13 protein-coding genes are annotated in these 12,887 nt (G+C 43.2%); 11 read left to right on the top strand and 2 right to left on the bottom strand.

The window, feature by feature from the left end; translation table 11 throughout:
• Nucleotides 1–2: 2 nt before the first annotated feature.
• The 5 genes from rsfS (at nucleotide 3) to ACFOGI_RS02495 (ending at nucleotide 4,830) form a co-directional block, all read left to right on the top strand.
• Nucleotides 3–359, top strand: a complete 357-nt coding sequence (gene rsfS, locus ACFOGI_RS02515) for a ribosome silencing factor (RefSeq protein WP_390267907.1) — start codon at nucleotides 3–5, stop codon at nucleotides 357–359.
• 2 nt (nucleotides 360–361) lie between these two features.
• Nucleotides 362–1,114, top strand: coding sequence for a class I SAM-dependent DNA methyltransferase (locus tag ACFOGI_RS02510; RefSeq protein ID WP_390267904.1), 753 nt, complete (start codon nucleotides 362–364; stop codon nucleotides 1,112–1,114).
• Between the two features lie 112 nt (nucleotides 1,115–1,226).
• Entirely contained in the window at nucleotides 1,227–1,811 is a 585-nt protein-coding gene (locus ACFOGI_RS02505) for a helix-hairpin-helix domain-containing protein (RefSeq protein ID WP_390267902.1), read from the top strand.
• A 165-nt stretch (nucleotides 1,812–1,976) separates the two neighbouring features.
• Nucleotides 1,977–2,537, top strand: a complete 561-nt coding sequence (locus tag ACFOGI_RS02500) for a ComE operon protein 2 (RefSeq protein WP_390267899.1) — start codon at nucleotides 1,977–1,979, stop codon at nucleotides 2,535–2,537.
• Between the two features lie 25 nt (nucleotides 2,538–2,562).
• Nucleotides 2,563–4,830: a DNA internalization-related competence protein ComEC/Rec2 gene (locus ACFOGI_RS02495; RefSeq protein ID WP_390267896.1), complete on the top strand. Its 2,268-nt coding sequence runs from the start codon at nucleotides 2,563–2,565 to the stop codon at nucleotides 4,828–4,830.
• A gap of 95 nt (nucleotides 4,831–4,925) precedes the next feature.
• On the opposite strand, the gene ACFOGI_RS02490 is transcribed toward ACFOGI_RS02495, so the two are convergent.
• On the bottom strand, nucleotides 4,926–5,060 hold the full coding sequence (locus ACFOGI_RS02490; protein WP_390267893.1) for a YqzM family protein: 135 nt from the start codon (nucleotides 5,058–5,060) through the stop codon (nucleotides 4,926–4,928).
• 324 nt (nucleotides 5,061–5,384) lie between these two features.
• Here ACFOGI_RS02490 and holA point away from each other — a divergent pair, with 324 nt between their 5' ends.
• Complete coding sequence (holA, locus tag ACFOGI_RS02485) at nucleotides 5,385–6,413, top strand: DNA polymerase III subunit delta (protein ID WP_390267890.1); 1,029 nt, start codon at nucleotides 5,385–5,387, stop codon at nucleotides 6,411–6,413.
• Between the two features lie 34 nt (nucleotides 6,414–6,447).
• Here holA and rpsT read toward each other — a convergent pair whose 3' ends face one another.
• Complete coding sequence (gene rpsT / locus ACFOGI_RS02480; RefSeq protein ID WP_390267887.1) at nucleotides 6,448–6,714, bottom strand: 30S ribosomal protein S20; 267 nt, start codon at nucleotides 6,712–6,714, stop codon at nucleotides 6,448–6,450.
• A 218-nt stretch (nucleotides 6,715–6,932) separates the two neighbouring features.
• Here rpsT and gpr point away from each other — a divergent pair, with 218 nt between their 5' ends.
• From gpr to hemW, 5 genes are all read left to right on the top strand, one after another.
• Nucleotides 6,933–8,033, top strand: a complete 1,101-nt coding sequence (gene gpr / locus ACFOGI_RS02475) for a GPR endopeptidase (RefSeq protein WP_390267884.1) — start codon at nucleotides 6,933–6,935, stop codon at nucleotides 8,031–8,033.
• 107 nt (nucleotides 8,034–8,140) lie between these two features.
• Nucleotides 8,141–9,307: a stage II sporulation protein P gene (gene spoIIP, locus ACFOGI_RS02470; protein ID WP_390267881.1), complete on the top strand. Its 1,167-nt coding sequence runs from the start codon at nucleotides 8,141–8,143 to the stop codon at nucleotides 9,305–9,307.
• Nucleotides 9,308–9,326: 19 nt separating this feature from the next.
• On the top strand, nucleotides 9,327–9,626 hold the full coding sequence (locus tag ACFOGI_RS02465) for a hypothetical protein (RefSeq protein WP_390267878.1): 300 nt from the start codon (nucleotides 9,327–9,329) through the stop codon (nucleotides 9,624–9,626).
• Nucleotides 9,627–9,782: 156 nt separating this feature from the next.
• Entirely contained in the window at nucleotides 9,783–11,594 is a 1,812-nt protein-coding gene (gene lepA, locus ACFOGI_RS02460) for a translation elongation factor 4 (protein WP_390267875.1), read from the top strand.
• A gap of 121 nt (nucleotides 11,595–11,715) precedes the next feature.
• A complete protein-coding gene (hemW, locus tag ACFOGI_RS02455; RefSeq protein ID WP_390267872.1) occupies nucleotides 11,716–12,879 on the top strand; it encodes a radical SAM family heme chaperone HemW in 1,164 nt (387 codons plus the stop codon).
• The last annotated feature ends 8 nt before the right edge of the window (nucleotides 12,880–12,887 follow it).

Genomic DNA, 12,887 nt, shown 5'->3' with positions numbered 1-12,887 from the left:
TAATGAAAAATGAAGAAATTATCCAACTGATTGCTGAGGCCTGTGACGATAAAAGGGCAGAGGATATTGTTGCTCTGGATATGAACGAGGTCTCACTGGTTGCAGATTACTTCATGATTTGTCATGGAAGCAATGAACGACAAGTTCAGGCAATTGCTAGAGCAATTAAAGAAACAATGGATGAACATGATATAAGCGTGACAAGGGTCGAGGGGCTGGAACAGGCTCGCTGGGTACTCGTCGACATTGGAGACATCGTATGTCATGTTTTTCATAAAGATGAACGCCATTATTACAATCTGGAACGCTTGTGGGGAGATGCAGCACCTGTACCCCTGCATGTCAGTCAGGAAGGGTAATTATGGCTTATCAGCAAATGGCCTATCTGTATGATCGGCTGATGGAGCATGCTCCCTATGATCAATGGCTGGATTTTACAGAAAAAGTGTTCAGGCTGTCGGAGAAAGAGATAAATAAGGTTGCCGACCTAGGTTGCGGAACCGGCGAAATCACCATGCGTCTTGCTGGAAAAGGCTATGACATGACCGGTGTGGATTACTCGGAAGATATGCTCACCTATGCTGAACATAAAACGTCTCGGAGCAATCCGATACACTGGGTATGCCAAGACCTAAGGGATCTGGAAGGCCATGGGGACTATGATGCAGCAGTCAGTTATTGCGATGTGATCAATTATATTACAGATCCACAAGATCTCAGAGAAGCATTCGGTAACATTGCTGCCATGCTTGCTGATGGTGGCCTCTTTCTATTTGATGTTCATTCGTTATCTTATGTTGAGAACGTGTTGGTCGATAACACATTCGCTGATGTAATGGAGGATGCTTCTTATATTTGGTTTTGCTCAGAGGGCGACCATCCCGGAGAGATGCATCATGACCTTACATTCTTTGCTGCCGCTGACGGAAGCAACTATGAACGGTTCGATGAATATCATCATCAACGTACCTTTTCCATTGAATTTTTTAAAAAACTTTTGGCAGACAGTGGATTTGAAAATATAAAAGTTCAAGGGGATTTTCTAGAAAAATACGGGAATGACTTGGAAGAAGCAGATAGAATTTTCTTTATAGCAGAAAAAAGGCCGGGATAATGTGAAAATCCCGGCTCTTTTACTGTAGCAGGATTCCTTGGGAGGAGTGTCGAAAAAGATAGCAATAAACACTACAGTTTTCCCATACTCATTCAAAGGAAGTGTACCCCGTATGTTAAGCCACTTGAAAAAAGGTTCCCTCTTTCTGATTTTCCCCATTTTTCTATTAGTTTTCTTCCTAATCATGAATCAACCTTCTGATGAGCCGATTGCAGAGGAAGTTCAAACGGCGGAACACATAGCACTGGAACAGGACGAGGACGTGAGGGAAGGGTCTGGCATTGTCATCGTGGATGTGAAAGGGGAGGTCGCTGATCCAGGAGTCTATGAAATATCCACTGATGCAAGGCTGAATGATGTTATCCAAATGGCGGGAGGTTTTACGGAGGGGGCCGACCAGTCACAAGTGAATCTGGCACAGAAAGTAACAGATGAAATGATGGTCCTGATTCCTGAAAAAATGGATCCTCTGCAGAATGATGGGGCGTCTGAGGGAGCACCGGAAAAGCTGAGGATCAATTATGCTACCACAGAGGAAATCCAAGGACTCAGCGGCATTGGCCCGTCCAAGGCGGAGGCTATTGTGCAATACAGGGAGGAGCAAGGTTTGTTTCAGTCTGCTGAGGACCTTCTTCAAATTTCCGGGATAGGAGAGAAGACACTGGAGGGGTTGCTTGATCATATCCAAGTCCCTTGAAGCCCCGATTGACCTTTAATTAAAACACCGTGTAAACTATGAGTATGTATTCGCATATAGCGGTGTCCGTCCATAGTTAAACTCCCTGGAGATGTCGCCTGTGGTATACACGAATGGTAAACAGCAACGGATTGTAAGAAAGTCTAGAAAAGAAGGAGACTACATATGGAACGTATTTCATGGAATCAATACTTCATGGCACAAAGCCACCTTTTATCTTTAAGGAGTACATGTACGAGGCTGATGGTAGGTGCTACGATTGTCCGAGACAAACGGATCATTGCTGGAGGTTATAACGGCAGCGTCACCGGCAGTGTACATTGTGTGGATGAAGGGTGTTATGTGATAGACGGCCACTGTGTCCGAACTGTACATGCCGAAGCTAATGCCCTTCTACAATGTGCTAAATTCGGTGTGCCTACAGATGATGCTGACATCTATGTTACGCACTTTCCTTGTCTTCAATGCTGCAAGCAGCTGATACAAAGCGGAATCAAAACAGTATATTACGCAGAGGATTACCACAACCATCCATATGCAATTGAGTTGTTTGAAGAGGCAGGCATAGAAACAGTTAAAGTAGAGCTGAACTATTTGGCAGTGGATACCAATTATACAGAGAAGAAGGAATTGGTAAGCTCGTTATTAAATAAGTTGTCTGATAGGGGGGACGCCGAGTCAGCGGCATTAATTCGAGAAGCAGAAGAGATGTTTCAGTTAAAATGATGAACCTGACAGGACAGTCCGAGAAATGAGAGGTTACTGGTATATTGCTGCTGGCGCTGGGCTGGCTGCAATTCTTGCGACTGTACAGGGAAATTACTGGATGCCTGCTGTATATATCCTATGGATGGGTTATTTATATCTTACAGGACGTGTGCATAGGCTTCCCATTGTCCTTGCACTGATTTCTCTGGCTTTTTTCCTCATTTTTTTGCCATCTGGCAATCCATCTCCATCGCTTTCTTCTCCTCTGAACCCCCCCTATACTGGCAATATAGTCAGTAGTGTATCTGTCACAGATGTCAAAAGTGAATTCCTGTTCAGACATCAGGAAACGTCTTCTCTTATCAATGTCGTTATGTTTACGGAGTCTGAACCGGCAGGTCTTATAAAGGAGGCTAAATATGGTGCGAATTGCACAATAGAAGGAGTGGTGGAGGCCCCCTCAGGTTCTTCCAATCCTGGCCAGTTTGATTTTGCCGATTACTTGTATGGTCAAGGCATCTCCTATCAGATCATTCTCGATTCAAAAGAAGCTATAGATTGTGGTGGTTCCCATCCAATTTCTATCCTCTTCAGCGTCCGCCCTGCCTTATTGAAGGTGGTGAATGACAAGCTTGGAAGTGAAATGGCTGTGTGGACAAGTGCTTTGGTGTTTGGAGATGATTCACTGATACCAGATGCGACCATTGAACTGTTCCAGAGATGGAGTCTTTCCCATGTGCTTGCCATTTCAGGCTTGCATGTCGGTCTTCTTGCGGGTTTCATTTACATGTTTCTTGTAAAATTCACTGTCACGACCAAAGAAAAAGCAGAGTGGTTTCTCCTGATATTTTTCCCCTTATATGCTCTCATCGCAGGAGCAGAGCCATCGGTATTAAGAGCATGTATGATGATTTGTATACTTGTCATCTTAAAAAAGCTCAAATGGAAACTCTATACAGCAGATATACTGAGTATTGCTTTTCTCTTTTTGATGTTATGGGATAGGTTTGTCATTTATCATATTGGCTTCCAGTTGTCTTTTACCGTCACGTTTGCCCTGATTCTCTCTGCAAGTTGGTTATCCAATTCCTCTTCCCGTTATTTCCAACTTCTGAAAATCGGACTTGTTGCCCAACTGATGATATTACCTTTACTGTATAATTCTTTCAATTATTTCCAACCTTTATCCATCCTCTTGAATTCCCTCATCGTCCCATATTTTTCCCTGATCGTCATTCCTCTTTGCTTTTTTTCATTACTCCTTATTCTTTTACCTGGTGCTGTTATAGAAAAATTGGATCTATGTTTCAATTGGTTGCATACGAATGTCATCCACCTAATTGAATGGATGGACACTTATTTCTCCTTCCCCTTGGTGTCAGGGCCTTGGCCGTTGTGGGTTACCGGGGCATATTACATTTGCTTTCTTCTATTCATGACCAGGTTGGAGCAAGAAAAGAAAGAAGCGGTGGTATATAGCTGCTGCCTTGTTGCCATCGTTTTATACCAGCCGCTCCAGCCATATTTCTCACCTGAAGGTAGAGTAACGATGCTTGATGTCGGCCAGGCAGAAGCTATTGTAATCGAGCTTCCGTACAGGCGGGGGGTATTCATGGTAGATGCAGGCTCCCATTTTTCTTATACCGACCATAAACCGGATGGACGCATATTCAAGCAGGTTATAAAGCCCTATCTTTATTCCCGTGGAATCAGCAAACTTGATGCATTGATCTTAACCCATGAAGATACCGATCATAATGGCTCCCTGGAATTCATAATGGAGGAGATAAAATTGGACTCGGTCATCACTAGTCCTTTTTATGAAGAAGATAGCAGAATGCTCACTTCTTGGCTGCATCAAGGCATCACCCATATAAACGTGCAGGCTGGCGACGTCGTCCAGATTGGTGACCAATCGCTTTATTTTTGGGGGCCAGAAGATAATAGTGAGAGCGCTAATCAAAACTCACTTGTTTTTTATACAGAATTAGGAGGAAAATCTTGGCTATTTACTGGGGATATTACAGCAAAAGAAGAAAGGGAGCTTGTTGAAAAATACCCTCTTTTTGAAGTGGAGGTCCTAAAAGTGGCTCATCATGGCAGCAGTACATCAACCAGTCATGAGTTTGTAGATGCGCTGGCACTGGAATATGCTTTGATATCTGTGGGCAAAGAAAATCGCTATGGACACCCAACACAGGATGTAATCGACACTCTTTCAGAAGCGACTGTACTAAGGACTGATGAGGATGGGGCGGTACAGTTTCGTTTTACTGAAACCCAGGGAACTTTTTTTCACTATTTACCATAGTCTAAAGTAGCCCGGGTATAGAAAAAGAGACTGCTGCCAGTCTCTTTCGGATAAAACAATTAGATAATTACTGTTGATGCATTGATTGCGAGCGCTTAGCGTCCTACCACACTGATGACTACACCGATTGTAAAAATCAGGGAAAAGAAAATAAATGAGGTAGCAAAGCCCATTATGGAATCAGATACATCATGATTTTGCGATTGCGGATTTTTTTCGAATTCGTTCACTTTAACCCCTCCTATGTCACCCCTAGTATAAAATAAATCGGTAAAAAAATCTACTGCACACGTTTATTTGTGTCTGGAATCATGGGTAAGTGCACTTCTCCCAGTTGTTCCATTTCTAGAAAGAGTTGTCAACTATACTTTCGCATGGAGGGGGAAATATATAAGTAAGAAAACATCGTTTTCGGTGATGTTTCTAGAGCTTCACGGAAAGCGTTCATATAGATTGCATAGGGGGAACAGGTGCACCTTCCCCCTTCCTTTAACGCTTGCCAATCCACTTCCGACCATTTACCATTAATACTATATCTAAATGAGGTGAAGCGGATGTCATACATGGAAACAGTAACCAAAGTAAAAAAAGGGCAGCTCTCACCTGTATATTTACTATACGGTACAGAGAATTATTTTATACATAATTTGGAGAAGTTGATCAGCAGTAAGGTGCTGGGGGAAGAAAAGGAAAATCTTGCAGTATATGACTTAGAAGAAATCCCAATCCAAGAAGTACTTGGAGATGTGGAGACTTATCCTTTCTTTGGTGAAAAGAAACTGGTCTTTGCCCATAATCCTGCTTTTTTAAAGGCAAAACCAGAACGGATGGCGGTTGAGCACGATTTACACGCACTAGAACGTTACCTGGAAAATCCGGTTGATTACAGTGTTCTAGTGTTGATTGCGCCATATGAAAAGTTTGATGAACGGAAAAAGATCTCCAAACTTCTGAAAAAGAGTGCGGAGGTGGCTGTGTGCAATCCCGTCAAAGAATATGAGGTCCCTAAGTGGATCAATGAGTTATCAAAGCAGTTCAACATTACGATTGCTGAAGACGCTTATGAGATTTTTGAGACCGAACTCTCTTCCAATTTACAATTGCTGGAAAGTGAATTGAGTAAACTTGCACTTTACGTAGGGGAGAATGGGAAGGTGACAAGAGATATAGCAGAGAACCTTGTGTCACATACGACGGATGCGTCTTCCTTACGGTTGGTTGATGCAGTGATTGAGAAGGATTTGGCTAAAGCCATCAGCATTTATAAAGATCTGGAGAAAATGAAAGAAGAGCCAATTGCATTGATTGGGTTGCTGTCTTTTCAGTTCCGCACCATTTTTCGAGTCAAACTGTTGAAGATGAAAGGGTACAGCCAAGCTCAAATGCAAAAACAACTTAGTGTCCATCCCTATGTCGTCAAAATAGCAGCAAACAGGGAGAAGCAATTCAGCATCGAAAGGCTGAAATTGATTATGGACGAGTTGGCAATTGCAGATGAACGGATGAAGCAGGGAGGAATGGAAAAAGGACTTGCATTTGAAATGTTGCTATACCAGCTTATTTCTCCGATAAAAAAGGCATAATAAAAAAACGATCCAGTAGTGGATCGTTTTTTTATTATGCAGTGATACTGTTGACCTTTTGAGCCAGACGGGATTTCTGACGATTACCGTTGTTTTGATGGACAAGCCCTTTTTGAACTGCCTTGTCAATTTGTTTGACTGCTGTGTTCAGTTGAGCTTTTGCGTTTTCAACATCCTTAGCCTCTACTAATTTTTCGAGACGTTTAATTTGAGAGCGCATTTCTGACTTGATTTTTTGGTTATGAGCACGCTTCTTGTTATTAACATCAACACGTTTAATTGCAGATTTGATATTTGCCATGGTTTCACCTCCCAAAGAGCTGATTATAAAGCTAACATTTTATTCTCCAACGAGCAATAAAAAAGCATATCACAGCTTGTCTGTGGACAAAAGATATTTTACCAGAGGAAGGCAGGCTTTTCAATAACTTTATGATCCTGCTGTTCAATTTGTATGTTTTTCCTCTCTTTGCAGACTCTAACTATATACTCAAATATCATTTAAAGGGTGATTTGGTTATGGAAGAGAAGGATCAAGTATATCAAGTGAGAACCGACCTTGCTGTAGAAGCAAAGGATATGTACGTTGAATCGGAGAGCAGCCAACAGGATAGTCAGTTAAAAGGGGTAACCATCAAGGAACGTGAAGTGAATGATATCAAAATTTCCTATGTCGATATCGATAAGGAAGGGGAGAAGCTTTTAGGCAAAAAAGCGGGTTCCTATGTCACTATCTATGCAGATGGGGTGAAAAAGCAGGATACGAAACGACAGGAGGATGCTGCTAAAGTACTCGCAAAAGAATTGGAGGAGTTGATTTCCAAAAACGGTATCCCCATGGATGGGACCGGCTTGATCGTAGGGTTGGGAAATTGGAATGTGACTCCAGACGCACTGGGACCAATGGCCGTTGAAAAAGTTCTGGTGACTAGTCATTTGTTCAAAATGGAACATGAGACCGTATCTGAAGGATACCGCCCTGTTGCAGCTGTTACACCAGGGGTGATGGGGGTAACGGGAATGGAAACGAGTGATATCATATTTGGCATTGTAGAAAAATTCAAGCCGGATTTCATAATTGCTATCGATGCCCTGGCTTCCCGTTCAATTGAACGAGTCAACGAGACTATCCAGCTCTCTGATTCTGGAATACATCCTGGTTCGGGAGTGGGGAACAAGAGGAAAGAGCTGAGTGAAGAAACCCTTGGAATTCCTACCCTGGCCATTGGTGTTCCAACTGTTGTAGATGCTGTCACCATCACCAGTGACACTATTGATTTCTTGCTGAAACACTTTGGGCGTGAGTGGGCAGAAAAAGACAAGCCTTCAAAATCATTGACCCCGGCAGGGATGACTTTTGGTGAAAAAAAGTATACGGAAGAAGATCTTCCCGATGAGGAAAAAAGGAAGACCTTCCTTGGAATAGTAGGAGGGCTGTCTGAGGAAGAAAAGAGGAAACTGATATCTGAGGTATTGACGCCAATCGGGCATAATCTAATGGTAACACCCAAGGAAGTGGATGGATTCATGGTGGACATGGCAACTGTCATTGCCAATGGTCTTAATGCTGCTCTGCATGAACAGGTGGATGTCGATAATTTCGCCAACTATACAAGGTGACTCTCTTATGTGCTCTATCAAAAAGAGGAAAATGAAAGATTCGGTTCTAGTTCCTGCATTCACCTCATAGAGTTTACTAAAAGGGTGAACAAAAGGAGGGACGTTGCATGCTGATGAGAAATAGAAATTATCATGGTGGCAGGGGTTTTCTGAAAAAGAGTGCGGTATACCTTGCCTGTGTTTTTTTCTTGTTTATTACTATAGGGATACTGACAACCATTCAGCCCGCCTATCGTTTTTCCTCCAATATGGTTACGGAGTGGACGAGTGATATAGATGGATCCGTATTCTTATATTTGCTGGGAATGGAAAATAGAAGTTTCCATCAGGTGTTCCCTGAGGAACGTGTATTGCCGGAACTCCCTTCTTCCTTGCTGCAGATCGCTACGAGTATTCGTCCTAATGATCCGAGGAGTCTGCTCGGAAACGAACTCCCGGGGTTTTCCATCTTTCATAATCATATCCTTATAGCAGGGGAAGGGACAGATTATACGAACCTTCCATATGAGTCGTCTCCTCCACTGGAAGAGGTCCTTAAGGAGCGGGAAGCTGTTGTCGTTGGAGAAGAAGGGCAACAAAAAAAGGAGACAACAAATAAATCAGAAGCAACCCCGACAACTGGAGATAAGGATGTTGTATTTCTCTATAACTCGCACAACAGGGAATCATTTCTTCCGCATTTGCCGGATATTTCTGATCCAAATCTGGCGCACCATCCAGAAGTGAATATAACAAAGGTCAGTGAGCGATTTGCCGATCAGCTCGAAGCACAGGGGATTGGTACACAAGTGGATGATACCGATATCATGAGTGTTCTACAGCAAAAAGATTTGGACTATGGTTCTTCTTATACAGCGTCAAGGGAAGTAGTTCGAGAAGCGTTCTCAAACAATAAGCAAATTCAATATGTATTTGATTTGCACCGGGATTCCATATCCAGAGAAGATACGACGAAAGAAATCAACGGTGAATCCTATGCACGAATCATGATTGTCGTCGGGGCGGAATTTGAGACATATGAACAGAATCTGGAATTTGCCACGGAACTTCATTATTTAATAGAAGAAAAGTATCCAGGCCTCAGTAGAGGAGTGCTTCCGAAAAAGGGTGCCGGAACCAATGGCGTGTTCAATCAGGACTTGTCAGAGAATGCCCTCTTGCTTGAATTCGGAGGCGTGGAAAATAATATGGATGAACTGTACCGTTCTGCCGATGCGCTTGCAGAAGTTTTCAGTGAATTTTACTGGGATGCTGAAGCAGTGGACGGCAATTAATGGGGAGGAATGACGGGGAATGCGGACAATCATTGTAATCTTATTACTTGCTGTTTTTTTTATGGGCGGAATGGTTTATGGCATGGATAGATCCGGATATCCAAAGCATATATACGGAGAAGTTGCAAGCACTGTGGTGGAAAAGGAAACAATCGAGAAAGAGGAGGTTCCTGTAGAGGCCCCGAAGAGGAATACGATGGATCTGGAAGAACCCGAGCACTTCACTCATAAAGCAGCTACAATACTCGATGTAGTGGTCAGGGGATTCTATGAAGCACTGGTGGCTATTCTTTACGGGATCTCTGAACTGTTTGTATGAACGGATGATCTGTTGGCAGTTCTTACACCCGAACATCTCTTTTCATTGAATAAAGCCAGTACTATTGCTATAATCAATCCTAGTACTTATCCTTGATAAAATTGAGGCTTCCCCCTTTATGGATAGGGAGAAGAAAGGCAGGAGTGAACAGCACGGATGGTGAAGAAAAAGCGGAATGTACGCAATTTTTCAATTATAGCACATATCGATCATGGCAAATCGACCCTAGCTGATCGAATACTGGAGAACACCAAGTCATTGACCCAGCGTGAAATGAAAGAACAATTTCTTGATTCCATGGACCTGGAAAGGGAAAGAGGAATTACGATTAAGCTGAACGCCGTACAGCTTAAATATATAAATAAAGATAAGGAAGAGTTCATCTTTCATCTGATCGACACACCAGGTCACGTGGATTTTACATATGAAGTATCAAGAAGTCTTGCCGCATGCGAAGGCGCTATTCTCGTTGTGGATGCGGCTCAGGGAATCGAAGCCCAGACCTTGGCCAATTTATATCTTGCATTGGATAATGAACTGGAGATTATCCCTGTCATCAACAAGATCGACCTTCCGAGCGCAGACCCGGAGAGGGTGACGGAAGAGCTGGTTGATGTGATTGGTATCGATCCGGAAGATGTCATTCTAGCATCGGCCAAATCCAATATTGGTATTGAAGAAATACTGGAACGGGTCACTGAAACTATCCCCGCACCTGCGGGAGACCCCGAGGAACCATTGAAAGCATTGATCTTTGACTCTCTCTATGATTCCTACCGGGGGGTTATTGCCTATATCTGTGTCAAAGAGGGGTCAATTAAAGTTGGGGATAAGATCAGGATGATGGCTACCGGAAAAGAGTTTGAGGTGAACGATATAGGTGTCTTCACTCCTCAGCGAGTGAACAAGGATGAACTGACGGTTGGTGATGTCGGGTACCTGACAGCCTCCATCAAAAATGTAGGAGATTCCCGGGTGGGTGATACCATCACTCATGTAGAGAATCCTGCACCAGAACCATTGCCGGGATACCGCAGATTGAATCCAATGGTGTTCTGTGGCTTATATCCAGTCGACTCAAATGATTATAATTCTTTAAGAGATGCCTTGGAGAGGCTGGAACTTAATGATTCATCCCTTCAATATGAAGCGGAAACTTCCCAGGCCCTAGGTTTTGGATTCCGTTGTGGATTTCTGGGTCTGCTCCATATGGAAATCATCCAGGAAAGGATCGAGCGGGAGTTCGATATCTCTTTGATCACTACAGCTCCAAGTGTGATATATGAAGTGGAAAAAACAGACGGAGAAGTGGTCCATGTAGACAATCCGTCAGAAATGCCAGATCCACAGGTGATCAATGAAGTGCGCGAACCATTTGTGAAGGCGACTATTATGGTGCCGAATGATTATGTCGGCTCCGTCATGGAGCTGTCCCAAAAAAAACGCGGGCAGTTTGTAGATATGGAGTATTTAGATGATATACGAGTAAACGTCATCTATCATATACCTTTGGGAGAAATCGTTTATGATTTCTTTGATCAGCTGAAATCGCATACCAAGGGATATGCCTCCTTTGATTATGAAATGATCGGTCACCAGCCATCAAATCTGGTGAAAATGGATATCCTCCTCAATGGTGATACGATTGACGCTCTGTCCTTTATCGTTCATCGCGATTTTGCTTATGAACGGGGGAAACAAATTGCTGAAAAATTAAAGAGTCTCATACCTAGACAGCAGTTTGAAGTACCGGTCCAGGCCGCAATCGGCAATAAAATTGTTGCCAGGTCCACCATTAAAGCAATGCGGAAGGATGTTACCGCAAAACTGTATGGTGGCGACGTTTCGCGTAAGCGCAAATTGCTCGAGAAACAGAAAGAAGGTAAGAAAAGAATGAAGATGGTGGGCTCCGTAGAAGTTCCCCAGGAAGCATTTATGGCTGTGCTGCAAATGGATGATGAAGATTAATATAAAAGGGAAGGGGAGAACCTGGATGCTTGTATTGCCGCCAGGTTTTCCTTTTTGCTTTGCCCAGAAAATAAATGTTTGTAAAGATACCACCATATTCGGTGACAGGGGGGAGCAAGTATTGGACCAAGTAAAATCCGCGTATATTCATATACCATTTTGTTCACAGATATGTTACTACTGTGATTTTGTGAAGTTCATGTACAAAGAAAACCGTGCTACTGAATACTTGGAAGCTCTGGAAAAGGAAATGGACCATTACCTTCCAGGAGATCAGCATGAACTGGAAACGATATTCATCGGAGGAGGAACTCCTACAGCTCTCAATCGTGAGCAGCTTGGGGCATTGTTTCGTTTGATCCACCGAAAGTTCAATGTACCCAATCTCAAAGAGTTTTCTATTGAAGTCAATCCCGGAGACTTGGATGACGAGAAGGCCAGAATTCTGAGAGAGAATGGAGTTGACAGAATTTCCTTCGGAGTACAAGTAATGGATGATGATTTTCTGAAGCAATTGGGCAGACTGCATAGGGTAAAGGATGTCTATGACACCGTTGACATACTGACGAGGAATAGGCTTACCAATATAAGTCTCGATTTGATATACGGCTTGCCCAATCAGTCGGTTGATCACTTCAGACGGTCATTGAATGAAGCCTTGGCATTCGATCTTCCGCATTATTCCACCTATGCCTTGCAGGTGGAGCCTAAAACGGTCTTTTATCAGCGGCGTAAAAAAGGACAGCTCACTTTACCGGCAGAGGAAGAAGAAGTGAGAATGTATCAGCTGCTGAGGAAGACTATGCAAAAACATGGTAAACAGCAATATGAGATCAGCAATTTTGCCCAACCGGGATATGAAAGCAAGCATAATCTGACTTATTGGAAGAATGAACATTATTTTGGTTTCGGTGCAGGAGCACATGGATACCTTCCTGGCGAGAGAACCGCCAATCTCGGCGCCCTTCCCGCCTATATCAAACAATCCAAGCAGGACGGAAACCCGGTAGTTCAGAGGGAAGAGATTGGGTTGAGAGAGAGAATAGAAGAGGAAATGTTTTTAGGGTTGCGCAAGGCAGATGGGATTGACAAAGCCGACTTTGCGCGTAAATTCGGTTTTCCTTTGGAAGAATTATATGGGCAAGCCATCAAGAGAATGGCAAATAAAGGACTCATGGCAGAAACACAAAATGGGTTGCAGTTGACAGATGATGGTCTTCTGCTTGCAAACCGAGTTTTTGAAGAATTCATGCTCAGCCCGACTGATTTGGAGCTTGTTAATTGACAATAAAA

Origin of the sequence: Virgibacillus xinjiangensis (assembly GCF_042643145.1) — a bacterium.
GTDB lineage: Bacteria > Bacillota > Bacilli > Bacillales > Amphibacillaceae > Virgibacillus_O > Virgibacillus_O xinjiangensis.
This window is presented reverse-complemented; position numbering and strand designations above follow the sequence as displayed.